The following is a 23,785-nucleotide window of genomic DNA, read 5'->3' as shown; positions in this document are numbered from 1 at the left end:
GGATTCGTCGGTTTCAGAGGTCCCCGAACTCATCGTCGATGAGTGCGAAGATCTCCTCGTCCGTGGCCGCGTCAATCCGGCCGTCGTCGTCCTCGTCCGTTGCGCGCACGGTGCCGCGCCACTTCGTCAGCATGTCGTTCAACTTGGCGACGACCTTCGTACGATCCTCGTCCGACTCCATGGACGACAGCGCCGCCTCGACCTTGTTCAGCTCCGTCAGCGCGGAGTCGGCCGAGGCCGGATCATTCGCCTGACCGTCATGGTCGGCGGGAACGATCGCGGCACGCAGGTGCGCGGCGAGCGCGGCCGGCGTGGGGTAGTCGAAGAGCAGAGTCGCCGGGAAGGTGAGTCCGGTCATTCGCTGGAGTCCGTTGCGGAGTTCGACCGCGGTGAGCGAGTCGAATCCCAGGTCCAGGAAGCCGCGTTCGGGATCCACGGTCCGCGCCGAGGCGTGTCCCAGGACGGTCGCGGCGTGGGTACGGACCACGTCCAGCAGGACGCGCTCCCGCCCTCTCTCGGACAGACCGGAGAGGCGGTGGGTCAGGTCCGTGCCCGCGGATCCGGAAGCGGAGGCCGCATCCTCGTCCGACGCCGCACGCAATGCCTCGCGCGCCTCGGGCAGTTCGCCCAGCAGCGCGCTGGGGCGGGTGGCGGTGAAGGACTGGGCGAAGCGCGGCCAGTCCAGGTCGGCGACCGTGACCGCGGTGTCTTCATGGTCGAGCGCCTGCCGCAGCGCCGACAGCGCCAGCTCCGGTGCCATCGGCACGACACCGCTGCGGCGCAGCCGCTCCTCCACGAACTGGGCGTCGGCGGCCATGCCGCTGTCCGCCCAGGCACCCCAGGCGATCGAGGTGGCCGTGAGGCCGTTCTGCCGCCGGTGCTGGGCGAGCGCGTCCAGGAACGCGTTGGCCGCCGCGTAGTTGCCCTGCCCCGGGCTCCCGGCGGTGCTCGCCAGCGAGGAGAACAGCACGAAGGCCGACAGGTCCATGTCCTGCGTCAGCTCATGGAGATGCCATGCGGCGTCGGCCTTGGGCCGCAGCACGGCGTCGATGCGCTCTTCGGTGAGCCCGTCCACGACGCCGTCGTCCAGGATCCCCGCGGTGTGGACCACCGCGGTCAGCGGATGCTCGGCCGGCACGGCCGCCAGCACTCCGGCGAGCGCCTGCCGGTCGGCCACGTCGCACGCGGCCAGGGTCACGGACACCCCGAGCCCGGACAGCTCCTCGCGCAGCGCTTCAGCACCCGGCGCCTGAGCACCACGCCGGCTGACCAGCACCAGATGTTCCGCTCCCGCGGCGACCAGCCAGCGTGCCACATGCGCGCCCAAGGCGCCCGTGCCGCCGGTCACCAGCACCGAACCACGCGGCGACCAGCTTCGGTCGGCCGACCCGCCGCCGAGGCGGGCCCGCACCAGCCGGCGCACGTACACGCCGGACGAACGGATGGCGAGCTGGTCCTCCTGGCCGCCGTCGGCCAGCACGCGGCACAAGCGGTCCAAGGTCCGCTCATCCGCGGCCTGCGGGAGGTCGATCAGCCCGCCCCAGCGGTCCGGGTGCTCCAGCGCGACCACCCGGCCCAGGCCCCAGACCTGAGCCTGGGTGAGATGGGTGAGCTGATCGGCCGGCCCGGTGGACACCGCGCCCTGCGTGAGCAGCCAGAGCGGCGCCTGCACACCGGCGTCACCGAGCGACTGTGCCAGCAGCGCCGTGTCGGCGGCGCTCGTTGGCAGCGCGACCACCCCGGAGATCACCGGGTACTCCGACACGACCTCCTTCATCCGCTGAGCCAGCGCCGCCCGGTCACCCGCCGCGTCCGTCAGGTCGATGCGCATGACCTCGACGCCGCGCGCCGCCAGGGCGTCAGCGATCCGGCCGCTGTCCTCACCGGCTCCAGGAGCCACCACCAGCCATGCGCCGGAGAGCGGCGACACGGTCGGCTCGGCCGCGGGGACCCAGTCCACGCGGTAGCGCCAGTCCCGGATGGCCGAGCGCTCACGACCCTCCCGTCGCCACCGGGACAACAACGGCAGCATCGCATCGAGCGGCTCGTCTTCGCCGACCTCCAGCACATCGGCAAGCGCACTGACGTCCTCGCGCTCAACCGCCTCCCAGAAGGCGGAGTCCGCTGTATCAGCCGTCTGCCGGTCGGTCTCTTCCGGCACGATCCAGTACCGCTCACGCTCGAAGGCGTAGGTGGGCAGGTCGACCCGGCGCGCGCCGGTACCGGCAAAGACCGCCTCCCAGTCGGCAGCGACACCATGCACGTACAGCTGCCCGAGGGCCGTCAGCAGCGTCTGCTCCTCGGAGCGGTCACGACGCAGAGCCGGGACGAGCACGGCCTCGCTGTCCTCGGCCAGGCAGTCCCGGGCCATCGTCGAGAGCGTCCCATCCGGACCCAGCTCCAGGAACCGGGTCACCCCCTGAGCCTCCAGCGCACCGATCCCATCGGCGAAACGCACAGCGTCGCGCACATGCCGCACCCAGTACTCCGCCGAGCACAGCTCCTCAGCCGACGCGATCTCACCCGTCACATTCGAAACCACCGGGATGCGAGGAGCCTCGAAAGCAATCCCCGCCGCGACCCGCCGGAAGTCCTCCAGCATCCCGTCCATGTGCGGCGAGTGGAACGCGTGACTGACCCGCAACTGCTTCGTCTTCACACCCGAGGCGGCAAAACCCTCACCGATACGCGCCACAGCCTCGGCATCACCGGAAATCACCACAGACACCGGACCGTTGACCGCAGCCACCGACACACCGGCGGTGCCGACAAGCGCCGACCGGACATCCTCCTCCGGGGCCGCGATGGACACCATCGCACCACCCTGCGGCAGAGCCTGCATCAAACGGGCACGAGCAGCCACCAACGCCGCCGCATCCGCCAGCGAGAGCACACCCGCCACATGCGCGGCCGACAACTCACCGATCGAATGCCCAGCCACGAAGTCGGAACGGATCCCCCACGACTCGATCAGCCGGAAGAGAGCCACCTCGATCGCGAACAGCGCAGGCTGGGTGAACCCCGTCTGATCCAGCACATCGGCCTCAGACGCGAAGATCACCTCACGCAGCGACCGCTCCAAATGAACGTCCAACTCCGCACACACCGCATCGAACGCCTCCACGAACACCGGAAAACGCTCACACAACTCACGGCCCATACCAACACGCTGCGCACCCTGACCCGTGAACAACACCGCGAGCTTCCCGCCACCGACCGCGCCCTGAACCACACCAGGCGCCACGTCACCAGCAGCCAGCGCCTCAAGAGCCGCACGGAACTCCGCACGATCCGAAGCCACCACCGCCACACGGTGCTCCAACGCGGCCCGCGACACCGCCAGCGAATACCCGACATCCACCAGGCTCACATCAGACCGAGACCCCACGAACGCGGCCAGACGCGCCGCCTGTCCCCGCAGCGCCTCCGCGCTCCGCGCAGACACCACCCACGGCACCACACCGTCGATGAAGCGGACGTCCTCCTCGGACGCCTCCTGCTCGACGGCGGGAGCACTTTCCAGGATGACGTGGGCGTTGGTGCCGCTGACGCCGAAGGAGGACACACCCGCCCGACGCGGCTGGCCGGTCTCCGGCCAGGCCACCTGCTCGGTCAACAGCTCGACCGCGCCCGCCGTCCAGTCCACATGCGGCGTCGGCTCGTCCACGTGGAGGGTCTGCGGCAGCACACCGTGCCGCATCGCCATCACCATCTTGATGATCCCTGCAACACCCGCAGCAGCCTGCGTGTGACCCACATTCGACTTCACCGAACCCAGCCACAACGGACGACCCTCGGCACGCTCCTGCCCATAAGTCGCCAGCAGCGCCTGCGCCTCGATCGGGTCACCCAACGCCGTACCCGTGCCATGCGCCTCGACCGCGTCCACCTGGCCGGCGGACAGCCGCGCGCCGGCCAGCGCCTGCTGGATCACCCGCTGCTGCGACGGACCGTTCGGCGCCGTCAGACCATTCGAGGCACCGTCCTGGTTCACCGCCGAACCCCGGACCACGGCCAGCACGGGGTGACCGTTCCGCTCGGCGTCGGAGAGCCGCTCCACGAGCAGCATGCCCACGCCCTCGGACCAGCCGGTCCCATCCGCCGCACCCGCGAACGCCTTGCAGCGACCATCCGCGGCCAGACCGCGCTGACGGCTGAACTCGACGAACGCCGCCGGCGTCGCCATCACCGTCACACCACCCGCGAGCGCCATCGAGCACTCGCCCTGGCGCAGCGACTGCGCCGCCCAGTGCAGGGCGACCAGCGCGGACGAGCAGGCGGTGTCGACCGTGACCGCCGGACCCTCCAGGCCCAGCGTGTACGCGACCCGGCCCGACACCACGCTGGCGGCGTTGCCGATCCCCCGATAGCCCTCGGTGCTCTCCGGGGAGCTCATCGCGACCGTGGCGTAGTCCTGACCGTTGGTGCCGACGAAGACGCCGATCCGGCTGCCCCGTACGGACTGCGGGTCGATACCGGCGCGCTCCAGCGCCTCCCACGAGGTCTCCAGCAGCAGCCGCTGCTGCGGGTCCATGGCCACGGCCTCACGCGGCGAGATCCCGAAGAACCCGGCGTCGAAGTCCGCCGCGTTGTGCAGGAATCCGCCCACCCCGACATAGCTCTTGCCGGGGCTGTCCGGGTCCGGGTCGAAGAGCCCGTCGACGTCCCAACCACGGTCCGTGGGGAATCCGGAGATCCCGTTGCCGCCCATGGCCAGGAGGTGCCACAGCTCCTCGGGGGAGCTGACCCCGCCGGGGAAACGGCAGCTCATGCCCACGATCGCGATCGGCTCGTCGGCCACGGCCGCGGCGGGCGCATCGAACGGCGCGGCACCCGCGGGGTCCGCGTCCGGGCCGACGAGCAGGTCGGCCAAGTGCTGGACCAGGGCCTGCGGGGTCGGGTAGTCGAAGGCAAGGGTGGCCGGCAGCGTCAGTCCGGTGCTCCGCTGCAGGCGGGTACGGAGTTCCACCGCGGTGAGCGAGTCGAACCCGAGGTCCCGGAAGGCGCGGGTCGCCTGCACCGCGTCCGCTGTGGCGTGCCCGAGGGCGGCGGCCGCCTGCCCGCGGACGAGGTCCATCAGCTCGGATTCGCGTTCCGCGGCGGAAAGTCCCGCCAGCCGCTGCCGGAGGGTGGTGAGCGGGTCCGACGCGTCGTCGTTCGCCACCGATGCCGCCAACGCCTCCTGGGCCTCGGGGAGTTCGCCGAGCAGCGAGCCGGGGCGGGTGGTGGTGGCGAGCGTGGTGGTGAAGACGTCCCAGTTCAGGTCGGCGACAGCGATCGCCGTCTCGTCGTGGTCGAGCGCCTGCTGCAGGGCGGTCAGGGCGAGCTCGGGGGCCATCGCGGAGACACCGTTGCGTGACAGCCGCTCCTCGGCCGCCCGTCCGTCGACGGCCATGCCGCCGTCCGCCCAGGCGCCCCAGGCGATGGAGGTGGCCGTGAGGCCGTTCTGCCGTCGGTGCTGGGCCAGCGCGTCCAGGAACGCGTTGGCCGCCGCGTAGTTGCCCTGCCCGGCGCTGCCTGCGACGCCGGAGAACGAGGAGAACAGCACGAACGCCGACAGGTTCAGCTCGTGGGTGAGTTCATGCAGGTGGAGGGCTGCCTCGGCCTTCGGCCGCAGCACCGCCTCGACCCGCTCCCCGGTGAGCGCGTCAAGGATTCCGTCGTCCAGCACACCAGCCGTGTGCACCACCGCGGTCAGCGGGTATTCGGCCGGGAGGGCCGCCAGCACCCCGGCGAGCGCGTCGCGGTCGGCGACGTCGCAGGCCGCGACGGTCACCTGTGCGCCCAGGTCCGTCAGCTCGTCCCGCAGCGCCTGCGCGTCCGGAGCGTCCGAGCCGCGCCGACTCAGCAGCAGCAGATGCTCTGCGCCCGCACCGGCCAGCCAGCGCGCCACATGCGCGCCCAAGGCGCCCGTGCCACCGGTCACCAGGACCGTGCCGCTCGGCGCCCAGGCGCGGGACGCAGTGCCGGTGTTACGTGCCCTCACCAGCCGACGGGCCTGGACGCCCGAGGCGCGGACGGCAAGCTGGTCTTCCCCGCTGCTCGCCGTGAGCGCCCCGCACAACTGGTCGAGGGTACGTTCGTCGGCCGCCTGCGGGAGGTCGATCAGTCCGCCCCAGCGGTCCGGGTGCTCCAGCGCGATCACCTGGCCCAGCCCCCAGAGCTGAGTCGCGGCGGGACGGGTGAGCCGATCGGCGGGACCGGTGGTCACGGCACCCGCGGTGAGCAACCACAACGGGGCCTGAACACCGGCGTCGCCCAGAGCCTGCGTCAGCAGCACCGTGGCCGCGGTGGCCGCCGGAAGCGCGGAGTGGGTCGCCTCGGCCTCAACGCCCAGCCCCAGCAGCGACAGCACGCCGGTGACCGGCTGCGCGTCCGTGATGCCCCGCAACTGATCGGCGAGAACGCCACGATCGGCGGACTCATCGACCCGTACGGGCACGATATGAGCCCCGCGGGACTCCAGCCCCGTCACCCACGGGTCGCCGGCCTCGCCGGAGGGCAATACGGCCAGCCAGGTACTGGAGAGCGTCGAGGCACCGGCACCGGTGAGCGGGGTCCAACTGATGCGGTAACGCCACTCGTCCACAGCGGACAGGTCACGATGCTGCCGCCGCCAGGAAGACAGCGCGGGCAGCACGCTGCTGAGCGGGGCCTCATCGTCCACCTTGAGTGCGGAGGCCAGCGCGGTGAGGTCCTCGCGCTCGACGACCTCCCAGAAGGCGGAGTCCGCTGTATCAGCCGTCTGCCGGTCGGTCTCTTCCGGCACGATCCAGTACCGCTCACGCTGGAAGGCGTAGGTGGGCAGGTCGACCCGGCGCGCGCCGGTACCGGCGAAGACCGCCTCCCAGTCGGCAGCGACACCATGCACGTACAGCTGCCCGAGGGCCGTCAGCAGCGTCTGCTCCTCGGAGCGGTCACGACGCAGAGCCGGGACGAGCACGGCCTCGCTGTCCTCGGCCAGGCAGTCCCGGGCCATCGTCGAGAGCGTCCCATCCGGACCCAGCTCCAGGAACCGGGTCACCCCCTGAGCCTCCAGCGCACCGATCCCATCGGCGAAACGCACAGCGTCGCGCACATGCCGCACCCAGTACTCCGCCGAGCACAGCTCCTCAGCCGACGCGATCTCACCCGTCACATTCGAAACCACCGGGATGCGAGGAGCCTCGAAAGCAATCCCCGCCGCGACCCGCCGGAAGTCCTCCAGCATCCCGTCCATGTGCGGCGAGTGGAACGCGTGACTGACCCGCAACTGCTTCGTCTTCACACCCGAGGCGGCAAAACCCTCACCGATACGCGCCACAGCCTCGGCATCACCGGAAATCACCACAGACAACGGACCGTTGACCGCAGCCACCGACACACCGGCGGTGCCGACAAGCGCCGACCGGACATCCTCCTCCGGAGCCGCGATGGACACCATCGCACCACCCTGCGGCAGAGCCTGCATCAAACGGGCACGAGCAGCCACCAACGCCGCCGCATCCGCCAGCGAGAGCACACCCGCCACATGCGCGGCCGACAACTCACCGATCGAATGCCCAGCCACGAAGTCGGAACGGATCCCCCACGACTCGATCAGCCGGAAGAGAGCCACCTCGATCGCGAACAGCGCAGGCTGGGTGAACCCCGTCTGATCCAGCACATCGGCCTCAGACGCGAAGATCACCTCACGCAGCGACCGCTCCAAATGAACGTCCAACTCCGCACACACCGCATCGAACGCCTCCACGAACACCGGAAAACGCTCACACAACTCACGGCCCATACCAACACGCTGCGCACCCTGACCCGTGAACAACACCGCGAGCTTCCCGGAACCCGCGACACCCTCGACCGCACCCGCCGGGGCCTCACCAGCAGCCAGCGCCTCAAGAGCCGCACGGAACTCCGCACGATCCGAAGCCACCACCGCCACACGGTGCTCCAACGCAGACCGCGACACCGCCAGCGAATACCCGACATCCACCGGCGACATGTCATCCGCACGCTCGATGAGTGCGGTCAACCGCCCGGCCTGGGCGCGCAATGCGGTCCCGGTGCGTGCCGATAGCACCCAGGGCACCACACCGTCGATGACGGGTACGTCCTCCTCGGACGCCTCCTGCTCGACAGCCGGGGCGCACTCCAGGATGACGTGGGCGTTGGTGCCGCTGATTCCGAAGGAGGACACGCCCGCCCGACGCGGCTGTCCGGTCTCGGGCCACGCGACCTGCTCGGTCAGCAGCTCAACCGCGCCCGCCGACCAGTCCACATGCGGCGTCGGCTCGTCCACGTGGAGGGTCTGCGGCAGCACACCGTGCCGCATCGCCATCACCATCTTGATGACGCCCGCCACACCGGCAGCCGACTGGGTGTGGCCGATGTTCGACTTCACCGAACCCAGCCACAACGGACGGTCGTCAGCGCGGCCCTGCCCATAAGTCGCCAGCAGCGCCTGCGCCTCGATCGGGTCACCCAGCGCCGTACCCGTGCCGTGCGCCTCGACCGCGTCGACCTGCGCGGGGGACAGTCGGGCATTGGAGAGCGCCTGGTGGATCACCCGCTGCTGCGAGGGACCGTTCGGCGCCGTCAGACCATTGGACGTGCCGTCCTGGTTCACCGCCGAACCCCGGACCACGGCCAGCACCTGGTGGCCGTTCCGCTGGGCGTCGGACAGCCGCTCCAGCACCAGCATGCCGGCGCCTTCGGCCAGGCCCATTCCGTCCGCGGCACCGGAGAAGGCCTTGCAACGGCCGTCGGCGGCGAGGGCGCGCTGGCGGCTGAAGCCGGCGAACGGTTCCAGGGTGGGCATAACCACCACGCCACCGGCGAGTGCCATCGTGCACTCGCCCCGGTGCAGGGCCTGCACCGCCCAGTGGAGGGCGACCAGCGAGGACGAGCAGGCGGTGTCGACCGTGACCGCCGGACCCTCCAGGCCCAGGGTGTAGGACACTCGGCCGGAGAGCACGCTGGCGGCGGTGCCGGTGACGAGGTGCGCCTCCGCGCCCTCCGGTGCGTGCTTCGGGTCGCCGCCATAGCGCTGCGCGGCCGCGCCGACGAAGACTCCGCCCTGGGTTCCCCGCAGGCTCAGCGGGTCGACGCCAGCACGCTCCAGCGCTTCCCAGGAGGTTTCGAGGAGCAGTCGCTGCTGCGGGTCCATGGCCAGCGCCTCGCGGGGCGAGATCCCGAAGAACCCGGCGTCGAAGTCCGCCGCCTGGTGCAGGAATCCGCCCTCCCGGACGTAGCTCTTGCCGGGTCGGTCCGGGTCCGGGTCGAAGAATCCGTCCAGCTCCCAGCCGCGATCACCGGGGAAGGCCGAGATCGCGTCTCCACCGGCGGCCAGCAGCTGCCACAGTTCCTCGGGCGAGTTGACGCCGCCCGGGTAGCGGCAGCTCATGCCCACGATCGCGATGGGTTCGTCGTCCACCGTCGCGGCGGGCACGGGGGCCGGTGCGGCGCCCGCGCGGTCCGCTTCCGACCCGAGGAGCGTGTCGGCGAGATACCGGACCAGCGCCTGCGGGGTCGGGTGGTCGAAGATCATGGTCGCCGGGAGCCGGACGCCGATCGCCGTCTGCAGCCGGTTGCGCAGCTCGACCGCGGTGAGCGAGTCGAAGCCGAGGTCGCGGAAGGCGCGGTCGGTCGTCACGGCGTCGGCGGACGCGTGGCCGAGCACGGCGGCGGCGTGGGTGCTGACCAGCTCGGCGAGGGCCGAGTCGCGTTCGGCCTCGGACAGTGCCGCGAGCTGCCGCACCAGCGCGCTGCCCTCGGCCTCTGCGTCACCCGCGCCGGTGCCTGCTCCGGCCGTCACGGCCAGGTCGGCGCGGTCCGCGGATTCCACGGCCGCGCGTGCCTCGGGCACTCCGTCGAGCAGCGGGCGCGGTCGTGCCATCGTGAAGGCCGGGACGAAGCGCTCCCAGTCGACGTCGGCCACGGCGATGAAGGTCTCGTCGTGGTCGAGGACCTGCTGCAGCGCGGTGAAGGCCAGCTCCGGCTCGATGAACGGCAGGCCCTGCCGACGCAGTGCTTCGGGGAGGACCTCGGCACGGTCGGCGCCGCTGTCCCAGATGCCCCATGCCACCGATGTCGCCGTCAGGCCCCGCGAACGGCGGCGCTCGGCCAGCGCGTCCAGATAGGCGTTGGCGGCGGCATAGGCGGCGTGGTTGCCGCTGCCCCAGACTCCCGAGATCGAGGAGAAGAGCACGAAGGCGTCGACCTCGGGTCCGAAGATCTCGTCCAGGTACTCCGCGCCTCGGGCCTTGGCCTCGACCACGGCGGCGAAGTCGGCGACGTTCGTCTCGGCGAGTGCGGCCAGCTCGGTGTAGGCCGCCGCGTGGATCACGGCGCGTACCGGGGTGCCCTCGTCGGCAAGCCGCTCGGCCAGTGTGGCCACGGCGTTCCGGTCGGTCATGTCGCAGGCGACGGTGCTGAACCGGATGCCGAGTGCGGTGAGTTCGTCGGCCAGCTCGGTGGCGCCCCCGGCCTCGGGGCCTCGTCGGCTGGTCAGGACCAGATGCTCGGCGCCACTGCGGGCCAGCCAGCGTGCGATGTGCGGCCCCAGCCCGCCGGTCGCGCCGGTGACCAGGACCGTTCCGCGCGGTTCCCAGGTGCGGGAGCCGGGGGTGTCGGCGAGGGGCGCGCGGACGAGCCGGCGCACATAGACGCCGGACGGACGGATGGCGAGCTGGTCCTCGTCCTCGGCGGCGGTCAGCACGCCGCACAGCCGGTCCAGGACCCGCTCGTCAGCGGCCTGCGGAAGGTCGATCAGGCCGCCCCAGCGGTCCGGGTGCTCCAGGGAGATCACCCGGCCAAGGCCCCAGACCTGGGCCTGCTGCGCGTCGGTGAGCTCGTCGGCGCGGCCGGTGGCGACCGCGCCCTCGGTCAGCAGCCACAGCGGGGCGTCCACTCCGGCGTCTCCGAGGGCCTGCGCCAGCACCACAGTGGCCGCCGTGCCGCCGGGCAGGCCGGCATGGAGCGGATGGGCACCGTCTTCCAGGGCCGCCATCGACAGCACGCCCGCGACCGGGCCGGCGGCGCAGGCATCCCGCAACTGGCCGGCCAGCGAGCCGCGGTCCGGTGCCGCGTCCAGCTGGACGCGCACCAGGCGGCTGCCGCGCTCCTCCAGCGCCGCGACCCACTGCTCGCCGCCGCCGCTCGACGGCAGCACCGCGATCCAGGTGCCCGACAGCGAACGCGCCTGCGCACCCGGCAGCGGACGCCAGTCGATCCGGTAACGCCACTGCTCCACGGTCGACGCGTCCCGCTGCTGACGGCGCCACGACGAGAGCGCTGGCAGCACCGCACTGAACGGGTCCTCGTCCCCGACCCGCAGGACCGAGGCCAGCGACGCCAGATCCTCGCGCTCGACCGCGTCCCAGAAGGTGGTCTCGGCGGCACTGGTGCCCTGGCCGTTGGTGGGCTGCTGATCGGCTTCGGGAGCGTCGAGCCAGTAGCGCTTGCGTTGGAAGGGATACGTCGGCAGATCCACCCGACGCGCCCCAGTACCCGCGAACACCGACGCCCAGTCCACCTCGACGCCCTGCGTGTACGCCTCCGCCAGGGAAGCCAACAGCCGCTGCTGCCCGCCCTCACCACGGCGCAGGGTGCCGATCGTGACGACCGGGCGGTCCGACGCGTCCGCGGTCTCCTGCACACCCATCAGCAACACCGGATGCGCGCTCGTCTCGATGAACGCACCATGACCCTCATCCAACAGCGTGGCAATGGCCTTGGCGAACTCCACCGTCTGCCGCAGATTCCGATACCAGTACCCCGCATCCAGACCCGAAGTGTCGATCCGGGCACCGGTGACGGACGAATAGAACGGAACACGGGCACTGCGCGGCTGAATCGGTTCCAGAACCTCCAGCAGACGCCCTTCGATCTCCTCCACCTGCGCCGAATGCGAGGCGTAATCCACCGGCACCATCCGCGCCCGGACACCCTCAGCCTCCCACCCAGCCTGAAGCTCCAACAGCACCACACGCTCACCGGAAACCACCACCGAACCAGGACCGTTGACCGCAGCCACCGACACCGAGTCACCGAACCCACCGATCCGCTCAGCGACCCGCTCCACCGGCAACGCCACAGACAACATGCCGCCATCACCACTCAGACCCAGCAGCAACCCACTCCGCAGAGCAACAACCCGAGCAGCATCCTCCACAGTCAGCGCACCAGCCACACAAGCCGCCGCGATCTCACCCTGCGAATGACCCACCACCGCGGCAGGCTCCACACCATGGGACTCCCACACCGCGGCCAACGACACCATCACCGCCCACAACACCGGCTGGACCACATCAACCCGCTCCAGCCACACCCCCGACCCATCCCGCACCACATCAAGCAGCGACCAGTCCGTAAACGGCGCCAACGCAGCCGCACACTCAGCCATCCGAGCAGCGAACACCGGCGAAACCTCCAACAGCTCCACCGCCATCCCCAACCACTGCGAACCCTGACCCGGGAACACGAACACCACACCACCGGACGCGTTCGCCTGACCGCGAAGGACTCCGGCGGTGGCGTCGCCTGCGGCCACAGCGGTCAGAGCAGCCGTGAATTCCTCCCGGCCCGAGGCCACGATGGCGGCACGGTGCTCCAGGGAGGCGCGGGTGGTCGCCAGCGAGTAGCCGATGTCCGTCGGCGATGCGTCGGCCTCGCTCTCCACCAGCTGGATGAGGCGCTCCGCTGCCGCCCGCAGGGCCTCCGGGCCGCGGGCGGAGAGCACCCACGGGACCACGGCGGCATCGGTGTCACCGGCGAGGTCGGTCGCGTCCTCGGGCTGTTCGGGAGCCGGGACGGCTTCGAGGATGACGTGGGCGTTGGTGCCACTGACGCCGAAGGCCGACACGCCCGCCCGGCGGGGCTCGTCGGTCTCCGGCCAGGCCACCTGCTCGGTCAGCAGCTCGACCGCACCCGCGGACCAGTCCACCTTCGTGGACGGCTGGTCCACGTGCAGGGTCTGCGGCAGCACACCGTGCCGCATCGCCATCACCATCTTGATGATCCCGGCGACACCAGCCGCCGCCTGGGTGTGACCCAGATTCGACTTCACCGAACCCAGCCACAACGGACGGTCGTCGGTGCGCTCCTGCCCATAAGTCGCCAGCAGCGCCTGCGCCTCGATCGGGTCGCCCAGCGTGGTGCCCGTGCCGTGCGCCTCGACCGCGTCCACCTGGCCGGCCGACAGCCGCGCGCTGGCCAGCGCCTGCTGGATCACGCGCTGCTGCGAGGGACCGTTCGGCGCCGTCAGACCATTCGAGGCACCGTCCTGGTTGATAGCGCTGCCTCGGACGACGGCCAGCACGGGGTGACCGTTCCGCTGGGCGTCGGAGAGCCGCTCGATGAGCAGCATGCCCGCGCCCTCGGCCCAGCCGGTGCCATCCGCCGCACCGGCGAACGCCTTGCAGCGGCCATCTGCGGCCAGGCCCCGCTGGCGGCTGAACTCAACGAACACGTCCGGCGTCGACAGCACGGTCACACCACCGACCAGCGCCATCGAGCACTCACCCTGACGCAGCGACTGCGCCGCCAGATGCAGGGCCACCAGCGACGACGAACACGCCGTGTCCACCGTCACCGCCGGACCCTCAAGCCCCAGCGTGTACGCCACCCGGCCGGTGGCCACACTGCCCGCGTTGCCGGTTTCCAGGTATCCCTGAACGCCCTCGGGGAGGGCGTTCAGGCGGCTGGCGTAGTCGTGGTACATCACGCCCGCGAAGACACCGGTACGGCTGCCGCGCACCGACAGCGGATCGATACCGGCGCGCTCGAACGCCTCCCAGGACGTTTCCAGGAGCAGCCGCTGCTGCGGGTCCATCGCCAGCGCCTCACGCGGCGAGATCCCGAAGAACCCGGCGTCGAAGTCGGCGGCGTCGTAGAGGAATCCGCCCTCGCGGGCGTAGCTGGTGCCCGGGTGGTCGGGGTCCGGGTGGTAGAGCCCGTCGAGGTCCCAGCCACGGTCGGTGGGGAAGGCGGAGATGGCGTCGCTGCCGCCTGACACCAGGCGCCACAGTTCCTCGGGGGAGGCGATGCCGCCCGGGTAGCGGCAGCCGATGCCCACGATGGCGATCGGGTCGTCGGCGGCGGCGAGCGGGCCGCTCGGGCTCGGGCCGACGAGGGCGTCCTGGCTCTCCAGCAGTTCCGCTTGCAGGTAGCGGACCACGGCCTGCGGGGTGGGGTGGTCGAAGACGAGGGTGGCCGGCAGACGCAGCCCGGTGGCGGCCACCAGGCGGTTGCGCAGCTCCACTCCGGTCAGCGAGGTGAAGCCCTGCTCCCGGAAGCTCCGGCGGGGCTCGAAGGTGGCCTGGCCCAGGTCGCCGTGGACGGCCGTCGCCTGCTCGCGCACCAGCTCGTGCAGGGTGCGTGTCCGCTCGGCATCGGACATGCCGGCGAGTCGATCGCGCAGCGCGGACAGGACGGCGTCGCCGTCCCCGTGCTGCGGGTCGGCGTGGCGGACGGGCCGCAGCCGGGGGGCATAGGCGGTGCCGGCGCGTATCGCGAGCTGCGGTTCTCCCCAGGTGGTGGCGGTGGTGATCAGTGCCCGTGACGCTTCGTCATCGTCAAGGTCGAGCAGGGTCAGCCGGTCGGGGTGCGCCTCCTGGACGGTGCGCAGGAGGCACACCAGGTCGGCGTCGGCCGGGTCGGGTCCGCCCTCGCCGGGAGTGGCGGAGACTGCCCCCTGGGTGACGATGACCAGGTGGGAGGAGGTGAGTTGGGGGTCGACGAGCCATCCGCGGACCCGGTCCAGCGACTCGTCGCCGGTCGTGCGGGCCTGCGGGGGGTCGGCCGCGGGGGCGTCCGCCGGAGCGATGTGCCGGTGCGGGATGGCCACGAAGCCGGGGGTGGGCGTGCCGGAGTCGATGGCGGCGCCGAGCGCGGGAAGGTCCGGGTACGTCTGGGCGTCCGGCACGAGCGCGTCCGGGCCGATCTGTGCCCAGCCGGTGGCCGCGTGCGCGGTGTCGTCGGCGGCTCCGGTGGCGGCCGTCCCGCCGGCGGAACCGGTCACCTCGATCCAGTCCAGCCGGAAGAGCGACTCGTGGGAGGTGTCGCCCAACGCGAGGAGCTGGGCGGGCCGTTCGGCCAGGAGATGGCGGATGATCTTGCCGGAGCCGGTGCGCGGGATCGCGTCGACCTCGTACAGCTCCGCGGGCACCTTGTAGTTCGCCAGTCGATCCCGGCAGACCGCGAGGACCTGGTCGCGGTCGAACGCGCCGGGCTCGTCCAGGATCAGGTAGGCGATCGGGACTTCGCCCAGGGTGTCGTGGGGCTTGCCGGTCACCGCCGCGTCAGCGATGCCGGGGGCGGCGCGCAGCGCTTCCTCGACCTCGGCGGGGTGGATGTTCTCACCGCCGCGGATGATGAGTTCCTTGATGCGGCCGCTGATGGTGAAGTAGTCGTTGTCGTCGCGCCGGGCGAGGTCTCCGGTGCGGTACCAGCCGTCGTGCAGTGCCGCGGCGGTGGCCTCCGGCTGGTTGTGGTAGCCGACCATCAGGCTCGGGCCGCTGACCCACACCTCGCCCTCCGCGCCGGCCGGCACGTCCTGGCTGGTCTCCGGGTCGACCAGGCGCACTCCGAGGCCGGGCACCGGCTGCCCGCAGGAGCCGGTGACCCGCTTCCCGCCGGGCGGGTTGATGGTGATCAGGCCGCAGGTCTCGGTGCTGCCGTAGGCGTCCAGCAGGGGCAGGCCGAAGGTGTCCTCGAAGGAGCGGGCCAATGAGGGCGCGGTCACCGCTCCGGCCACCATGCAGGCGCGCAGCTCGGTGGTGTCCAAGGGCTCCTGGTCGGCGGCGAGCACCATGTGGTGGTACATGGTCGGCACGCCCACCAGCAGGGTGAACGATTCGGCTCGCATCAGCCTCAGGACGTCCTCGGCCACGAAGCCGCCCATGATCCGGGCGGTGGCTCCGGTCGCGGTGACGCCGATGACGCAGAGGATGTGGGCGAGGCTGTGGAAGAGGGGCAGCGGCCAGAGCACCCGGTCCCGTTCCGAGAGGCCCAGCACCGGTGCGTAGCAGGCGGCGACCGACCACAGGCAGCTTCGCTGGGTGGACAGCACGCCCTTCGGCCGCCCGGTCGTCCCGGAGGTGTAGAGCATCCAGGCGACCTCGTCGAGTCCGAGGTCGTCCCGGGCCGGCTGGGTCGGCTCGGAGGCGGCCATCGCCTCGAAGGAGGCGTGCCCGGCCGCCGGGTCGTCTTCGCCGACGACCACGACTCGCACCTGTTCGCGTCCGTCGGCCAGGATGCGGGTGACCTGTTCCAGGTGGGCGGTGTCAGCGAAGACGACTCGGGCGCCACTGTCGTCGAGCATGTGGGCGACTTCGCCGTCGGCGGACTGGGGGTTGACCGGCACGCCGACGCAGGCTGCCCGGGTGACGGCGAGATAGCTCTCGATCACCTCGACGCTGTTGTTGAGGAGGATCACCGCACGGTCGCCGCGCCGCAGGCCCAGCCCGGCCAGGTGTCCGCCGAGGCGAGCGGTGCGCCGCTCCAGCTCCCGGTAGCTCACGCTGCGCCACTCATCAGCGAAAGCGATCTGGTCGCCTCGCTGTTCGGCGTGGGCACGCAGCAGTTCGGGCAATGGCTGGATCAGCTCTGCACGCACCTTGGATTCCTTTTCCTCGCCTCGTTGACAGCACGTGCCGGGGTTCGTTCCCGGCAATGGGCGCACCAGCCCATGGATGTGTGTGATGGCGTGCCGCGACATTTCTCGCGGCAGGCCGACGCCTGTCAGGGAATGTCTATGCCGGCACCACTCAGTGCCGAGTGAATGCCCCCGCCGAAGAATTCGGACAGGTGTGGTGGGTAAGTTGCGAGGCTCCGATGACCGCGCCGAAACTCCGCGACCGCATGAACAGCGTCGCTGGCTCGGCTCCCCGTGATTGCTCCATGGCAGTGAGGTCGTGCCGGTCGAGCATGTGTGATTCTCCCCCGCGTCGTGCTGTCGCCACCCCCGCGACGAACAATAATTTCAGCGTTTACACGTGCGCATCGGCAGTATACCTCTCCCGCTCGACTGGAATTCGACCGGTCACTGTCAGGACCCCAGCGTACGTGGCGACCTGACAGTGCCTCGGCTCGGCGGGCGGGCGCCGGCGGCTCAGCGGTCCGCGGGGAGGCCGGGCAGCAGCCTGGTGGCCACGGCCTGGGCGACCTCCGTGCGGTGGTCGCTGAGGTAGAAGTGGCCGCCCGGGAAGGTCGGCAGCTCGAACGGACCGGTCGTGTGCTCCTCCCACGCCTCGGCCTCATCCCGGTCCACCCTGGGGTCGGCGTCTCCTGTGATCGCGGTCACGGGGCACGCCAGCGGCGGTCCGGGCTGGTAGACATAGGTTTCGGCTGCCGTGCAGTCGCCACGCAGGGCGGGCAGGACCATGCGCCGCATCCCCTCGTCCTCGAGGAGCCGGGTGTCGGTTCCGCTGAGTTCCGCCAGCTCGGCGATGAGGCCCGCGTCGTCACGCACGTGCTCGTCCTCGTGGCGGGAGCGGGACGGCGCGCCGCCGGAGACGAACAGGTGCTCCGGCGGGGCGCCTTGCCCCTCAAGGCGGCGGGCCACCTCGAACGCCAGGGTGGCGCCCATGCTGCGACCGAACAGTGCGAGGGCTGACCGATGTACGGCCCCAACTCCTCAAGGACGCGGTCCGCGAGTTCCCTCAATCCACGATGCAGGGCTCAAGGCGCCGACCCTGACGTCCCAAGTGCTGGATGGCCGGCATCTCCACGGCGGACGGCAGCAAGCGCGAGAACGGGTGGTAGAAACTCGCCGCGCCTCCGGCGTGCGGGAGACAGATCAGGCGCACATCGCCGGAAGGCACGGAGTCAAATCTCTGTATCCAGGCGCTGTTTCGGGCGACGTCAGTGGGCATCTGGCTTCTCGCCCTCCAAGCTGGGCTACTCGGCAGCTACGAAAACCCGTCAGGAAGCTGCAACGTCGCCCCGATCACAGAAAACAAGTTCGCATAGAGAAGTACTGACGTATGGTGGGGGCGTTGGCACGGATCGGCATGCGTCGCGCGGCGACCCTCCGACCCGCACCCTGGCCAGCCTTCACTCTGCGTATTCCTACGCATTCTTCCCGCAATTATCTGGTCCCTCATCACCAAGCCGTGACCTGCGGCGCGTTGGAGTTTCCCATGCTGCGATGCGATTACATCGTCCCCGGTCAATTGCCCGAGAACCAGCCTGGCCGCTTCGTCCTCGGGGAGGTCACATACGGACTGGAGGGCTCGAATCCGCTTGTGCTGGAGGGCGTGCCGGTGCTTCCCACGCACATGGCGGCCGATGAGACGGAGGTCCGCATCGAGCGGTGGACGGTGGACCAGCCCGTCCGCACGGGCACCGAGAACGGCCTGGTGTACGGGTATACCGACGACTATCTGTTCTGCGCGGGCCACATACCTGGGCAGGGCACGTACACCGATGCGACCCGGGCCGCCTACACGGCGGTCTTCGAGCTGGTCGAGCGGCTCGATTACCCCGGCATCTTCCGGATGTGGAATCTCATCGGCCGGATCAATGAGCCGAACGCCGAGGGGCTCGAGGTCTACCAGGACTTCTGCCGGGGCCGCGCCGAGGCGTTCGAGAGTTACGCGGCTGAGGGCCGGGACATGCCCTCGGCCACCGGCATCGGCTCCCGCGGGGAGGGCGTCGCCTTCTACTTCCTGGCCTCCCGGACCGCAGCCCGGGTCAACATCGAGAACACCCGCCAGATCCCGGCCTACAACTACCCGGAGCAGTACGGGCCGAAGGCGCCGAGCTTCGCCCGGGCCACCCATCTGACGCCGCGTGACGCCGAAGCCGGTGCGGCGCACCTCTACATCTCCGGCACCGCGGCCATCCTCGGCCACCAGACGGTCCACTCCGACAGCATCGACAAGCAGTGCCGGGTGGCGCTGGAGAACATCGAGCACCTCATCAGCGACCGGAACCTCCAGGAGCACGGCATCACCCGGGGCCATGAGCTGTCCGACCTGACCCAGGTGAAGGTCTACGTCCGACACCTGGACGACATGCCGCAGGTCCGCGAGGCGTGCCAGGAGGCCTTCCCGGACCCGGTCGACATCGCCTACTTCAATGTCGACATCTGCCGCGCCGACCTCCTCGTCGAGATCGAGGGCATCATCGCGTAACGCCCGCAGCCCGGGTAGGCGGCCTGTCCCACCAGGGCAGGCCGCTTCCGCATCTTATTGCAACTGATGTGCAACCACACTCCAGGGGCAATCAACGCGAAGACGGCGGGGAAGGCACTCATGGCAGCTCGGCAGATCGTGCTCGGGATCGAGTCCTCGTGCGACGAGACCGGGGGCGGGGCTGGTCAGCGACGGCCGACTGCTCGGACACGCGGTCGAGTCGAGCATGGACGAGCACGTCCGGTTCGGCGGTGTGGCCCCGGAGATCGCCGCGCGCCCATGTGCACGCGCTCACCCCGGTGGTACGCAAGGCACTGGACGAGGCCGGTGTGGGGCTCGAATAATCGTTGGTGCTGGTCAAGCGGCATACCTGTACTCGTTGATCAAGCCGCCGAGGACGCGAGTGCATAGGGCTTGGCGGCTGGTCGGCCCAAGGACTGGAGGTGGCTGTTCGTAAGCAAGGGGCGGTATTTGGCGTCGGGCCCGGTGGGGGCGGTGCGTGTTGTAGTGCCTTTGGTATTCGGCCAGGACTTGGCGCGCGTGAGCTTCGCCAAAGATGAGTGTGTGGTCGAGGACTTCTCGGCGGAGGGTACCGATCACGCGTTCGCAGTGGGCGTTGGCCCTTGGCGCGCGGAACGGGGTCTTGATGATCTCAATGTCCTCGGCCTGGAACACGGCGTCGAAGGTGTCGGTGTACTTGCTGTCGCGATCTCGGACGAGGAAGCGCAGCGAATCCATGCGTATGCCCAGGCCGGTGGCGAGGTTGCGGGCTTGCTGGGTGGCCCAGGCAGCGGTCGGGTGTGCGGTGACGCCGATGACGTGCAGGCTCCGGGTGTGGTGCTCGAGAAAGATCAGGGCGTACAGGCGTTGCAGGCCGATGGTGTCGATGTGGAGGAAATCGCAGGCGATCAGGCCGGTGGTCTGCGTAGAGACGAACTCGCGCCAGGTCGGGCCAGTGCGGCGTGGGGCGGGATCGATTCCTGCGGCGTGGAGGATCTGCCAGACGGTCGAGGCGGCGATCGGGTGTCCGAGCCGGGCCAGTTCACCTTGAATTGGGCGATGGCCCCATCGGCTGTTCTCGTGGGCAAGACGCAGCACGAGCTTCTTGATGGCAGCCTGCGTGGGCGTGCCCTTGCCGGAAACCGCATCCGTGCAGGTCACGCCACATGTTGATATTCGTGGAGGATGCCGCCGAGGCGATCGCGTCGGCGTATGTCGAGGCGGGCTAACGCGTCGGGATCGTCGATCGGCGGGGGCAAGGGGTGCAGTGGCCTGGCGTTCGCGATGCCCTGGTGTGGTCGGTGTCCGTTGTAGAACTGCTCGAACTCGCGCAGAGTGTGGAGGAGATGTCGTTGGTTCCAGATCAATGTCCGGTCCAGGAGCTCGCGGCGACAGGTCTGTATCCAGCGCTCCGTGATCGAGTTCATTCGTGGCATCTGGATGCCGCTGAGGACGACGTCGATCCCCGCGTCCTTGAGGACGGCATCGAAGAGGGCGGGGAACTTCTTGTCCCGGTCTCGGATCATGAACCGTGCGCGGCAGTCGAGGTCTTCGAGGTCCATGACGAGGTTCTTCGCCGCTTGCGCTACCCAGGATGCGTTCGGATGCGCGGTGGCGCCCAGGACGCGGATCCGGCGACTGCCGTGTTCGATCACCACGAGCACGTACATCCGCATCCCCGACAGGGTGACTGTTTCCATGAAGTCGCAGGCCAGCAGGGCATCAGCCTGAGAGCGAAGGAAAGTAGCCCAGGTACTGGAGCTCCGCTCGGGTGCTGGGTCGATGCCGGCCTTCTTCAGGATCTCCCAGACGGTGGGCGCGCCTACCTTCACCCCCAGCACGAGCAGCTCGCCGTGCAGACGTCTGTACCCCCAGCTCGGGTTCTCCTTCGCCAGCCGCAGGACCAGGATGCGGATGGAGCGTACGGTGCGTGGTCGTCCCGGGCGTTTGGGTCGGCAGGAGGAGGCATGGCGACGTGCGACGAGGGTGCGGTGCCAACGCAGCACCGTGTCAGGGCGTACGAGCAGCCGTAATCTTCGCAGGACGTGCAGTGGCAGCCGGTGCAGCAGCGCCGCCAGGAATGCCCGATCGCTGGGCGTGAACCGGACCTTGTCCTTGCCGAGTTGGCGTTCCAAGACGGTGATCTGGTGACGCAGGGCGAGGATCTCCGCGTCCTTGTCCCGGTCGGTCATCGGCACAGGCGAAGCATCGCGGACGAGTTCGTCACGCCGAGGTTAGCCAGTCTCAGCAGCACGGTCGATCATCTTGCCGCGGTGACCGCCAGCCTCGCGAGAGCGCCTGTTTTGGCGACTTCGCCGGTCGACCTCCGGTACGCCGCGCGCACCGCCTCCCACCAGGGCGGATGACATTCTCGGCAAGCGCAATCTCAAAGTCCTCCGGCAGGTTGCCGCCCCTATTGCCTCCCGGCATACGCCCTGCGCCGAAGGACATCGTCGTCGGTCCGGCCGTCGGGTTCACCCCACCCATCGCCGATCCGGATCCGCCACCCTCAGAATCGACGTCTTGACACCGCCGATCACCCCGTAACTTCATGGCCTTGCCCTTTAGCCCGGGAACAAGTGGTGTCACCATCCGCCCCAACACTCCGCCGAATGCCTGGCAATTTCAAGATCGCTACAACAACAGCAGCACTCAGAGCCGACGGCGGGCCGCGGGCACCGCGACTGCTGCCGTGCCGGGGACGACGGTATTGCTGATGGTGCCGATGCCTTCGACGATCATGGTCACCGTGTCGCCCGGCGCCAGGGGCGGCGGGGTGTGGGATCCGTTCCGGCCCCACAGTTCGGCCAGGCAGCCGCCGTTGCCGCAGGTGCCGGAGCCGAGGACATCGCCTGGTTGAACGGTCGTGCCGCGTGAGGCGTGGGCGATCATCTCCTCGAATGTCCAGGCCATGTTGGCGAGAGTGTCTTGGCCTACCGTGACGCCGTTGACTTCGACGGTCAGGTTCAGGTCGAGGAAGCCCTCAGCGTTGCGATGGGGTTCGATTTCGTCTGCGGTGACCAGCCAGGGGCCGAGTGTGGTGGAGCTGTCCTTTCCCTTGGATGGGCCGAGCATGACCTGCATTTCGCGGCCCTGGATGTCCCGCGCGGTCCAGTCGTTGAAGATGGTGTAGCCGAGGATGTGCTCACGAGCCTGTTCAGGCGTCAGGTCCCGGCCCGCGCTGCCGATGACCGCCGCGACCTCAAGCTCGAAGTCGAAGACCTCGCAGCCCGGGGGCACCGGTACGTCATCGTGGGCGCCGATCATGGCGTACGGATTGGTGAAGTAGAACACCGGCTCGGCGTACCAGGCATCGGGCACAGTGGAGCCGAAGCCGCGTGCGACACCTTCGAGATGGCTCTCAAAGGTCAGGTAGTCCCGTACTGTGGGCGGCTGAAGGGGTGGCAGTAGCCGGACGTCCGTCACGTCGTACGCCGACGGGCTGGCCGTGGCTGCCGCGTCCCGTAGGGCCTGCGGACCGCGCCGGATCAGCTCCAGCAGAGCCACTGCCTCCCCGAAGGGGTGGACGGAGCCGTCCCGCACCACCCCTGACCGCACTGTTCCCTGATGTTCGAAAGTAGCGAAACGCATTGTCCTGACTCCCACGAATTGGTACGGGTACGGATGTCTCAGCGGCCGGCAGCAGTGAGCTGCTCGGCGGACTCGGTCTGCGTAGGAGGGAGTCCGCCGAGATCGCAGCGGGGACATGCCGGCGGGACGGTGATGACCAGCCGGAAGCCGAGGCCATGGAGGAGCAACGGCGCCGAGGACGGGCATAAGGGCTCCGGGATCTGCGGTGCCGGAGACCATGGGAATCCTCCTCAGCTGTGAGGGGAAGGGTGTGCGAGTTCGGCCATGCAGCCGAAGAGGGCGAGGGCGTCGAGAGGAGCCAGTCCGGGATCGAGTTCGCGGTAGACGGTGTGTACGTTGACCGCCAGGCGTTCACTCTCCCCGAGCGCCGCGAAGGGCCCCAGACGGATGTCGCGGGCCGCTTCGACGGCGGGCATTCCTGCGGCGAATCGGGTGGCGGCCTGTTCGTGGACGTACTCCAGGTAATTCCGTGTGTCCCGGACCGCGTCCTTACTGGTCACGGGGCCGTGGCCGGGCACGATGGTGTCGACGTCAAGTCTCAGCAGCAGGTCGCAGGCCCGGACCCAGTTGTCGAACGGCCCGTGCCACACCACCGGAGTGCCGCCCGCGAAAATGATGTCCCCGGTATAGACAGTCCTGGCCCGCGGAACGTGCACGATCGTGTCGCTGATGGAGTGAGCCGGCCCGACGTCGATCAACTGGACATCGACACCGCCGATGTCCAGCGCGGTCTCGCCTTCGTAGACCCGGCTGGGATACACCGGCTCGACCGCTGCGAAGTCGAAGACGCCGAAGATCTTCCGGGCGAACGGCCCGGCGGGTGCTCCGCTGCTGATCAGCGCGTGCATCTCCCGCGGACTCACCTGCCGCATGTCGGTGAGGGAGCCGGCGGCGGCGATGATCTCGGTGTGGGCGACCAGTTGGTTGCCGAACCAGTGGTCGCCGTTGCCGTGCGTGTTGACCACCGTGGAGATCGGCGCGGACCGGGTCACCGACTGCAGCCCGTCCAGCATCTGCTGGGTAAGCCGCAGGTCGTAGAGGGTGTCAACCAGCAAGGACTCGCCTGCGCCCGTGATCAGTCC

The 23,785-nt window shown here is 69.8% G+C and carries 7 protein-coding genes and 2 pseudogenes; 2 read left to right on the top strand and 7 right to left on the bottom strand.

The features are described from left to right. Positions 1-13 precede the first annotated feature (13 nt). The 3 genes from AC4BEG_RS30110 to AC4BEG_RS30100 all read right to left on the bottom strand — a co-directional run bounded on the left by AC4BEG_RS30110 (position 14) and on the right by AC4BEG_RS30100 (position 17,849). Positions 14-16,591 carry a type I polyketide synthase gene (locus AC4BEG_RS30110; protein ID WP_490702829.1) on the bottom strand — a complete coding sequence of 5,526 codons (16,578 nt, stop codon included), beginning with the start codon at positions 16,589-16,591 and terminating at the stop codon, positions 14-16. 495 nt (positions 16,592-17,086) lie between these two features. Then, positions 17,087-17,563: a thioesterase II family protein gene (locus AC4BEG_RS30105; protein WP_490702828.1), complete on the bottom strand. Its 477-nt coding sequence runs from the start codon at positions 17,561-17,563 to the stop codon at positions 17,087-17,089. Positions 17,564-17,636: 73 nt separating this feature from the next. Continuing rightward, complete coding sequence (locus tag AC4BEG_RS30100) at positions 17,637-17,849, bottom strand: thioesterase domain-containing protein (RefSeq protein ID WP_490702827.1); 213 nt, start codon at positions 17,847-17,849, stop codon at positions 17,637-17,639. Between the two features lie 267 nt (positions 17,850-18,116). On the opposite strand from AC4BEG_RS30100, the gene AC4BEG_RS30095 reads away from it, so the two are divergent. Both AC4BEG_RS30095 and AC4BEG_RS30090 read left to right on the top strand, forming a co-directional pair. After that, positions 18,117-19,112 (top strand): FkbO/Hyg5 family chorismatase, encoded by a 996-nt coding sequence (locus AC4BEG_RS30095; protein WP_490702826.1) that lies wholly within the window; start codon positions 18,117-18,119, stop codon positions 19,110-19,112. A gap of 120 nt (positions 19,113-19,232) precedes the next feature. Continuing rightward, positions 19,233-19,444: pseudogene (locus tag AC4BEG_RS30090) on the top strand (tRNA (adenosine(37)-N6)-threonylcarbamoyltransferase complex transferase subunit TsaD); the annotation flags it as partial. Positions 19,445-19,469: 25 nt separating this feature from the next. On the opposite strand, the gene AC4BEG_RS30085 reads toward AC4BEG_RS30090, so the two are convergent. The 4 genes and pseudogenes from AC4BEG_RS30085 to AC4BEG_RS30070 all read right to left on the bottom strand — a co-directional run bounded on the left by AC4BEG_RS30085 (position 19,470) and on the right by AC4BEG_RS30070 (position 23,758). Then, positions 19,470-20,273, bottom strand: coding sequence for an integrase core domain-containing protein (locus AC4BEG_RS30085; protein ID WP_490702825.1), 804 nt, complete (start codon positions 20,271-20,273; stop codon positions 19,470-19,472). Further along, a pseudogene (locus AC4BEG_RS30080) lies at positions 20,270-21,366 on the bottom strand (integrase core domain-containing protein). The gene AC4BEG_RS30085 and the pseudogene AC4BEG_RS30080 overlap by 4 nt, the downstream one beginning before the upstream one ends. Before the next feature lie 398 nt (positions 21,367-21,764). Next, positions 21,765-22,703 (bottom strand): fumarylacetoacetate hydrolase family protein, encoded by a 939-nt coding sequence (locus AC4BEG_RS30075; protein WP_490702824.1) that lies wholly within the window; start codon positions 22,701-22,703, stop codon positions 21,765-21,767. A 230-nt stretch (positions 22,704-22,933) separates the two neighbouring features. Continuing rightward, positions 22,934-23,758: an MBL fold metallo-hydrolase gene (locus AC4BEG_RS30070; protein WP_490702823.1), complete on the bottom strand. Its 825-nt coding sequence runs from the start codon at positions 23,756-23,758 to the stop codon at positions 22,934-22,936. Positions 23,759-23,785 lie beyond the last annotated feature (27 nt).

This window comes from Streptomyces sp. JLBJ103 (assembly GCF_058215575.1).
The sequence above is the reverse complement of the archived record's forward strand: the minus strand, read 5'-3'. Positions and strand labels throughout refer to the sequence as shown.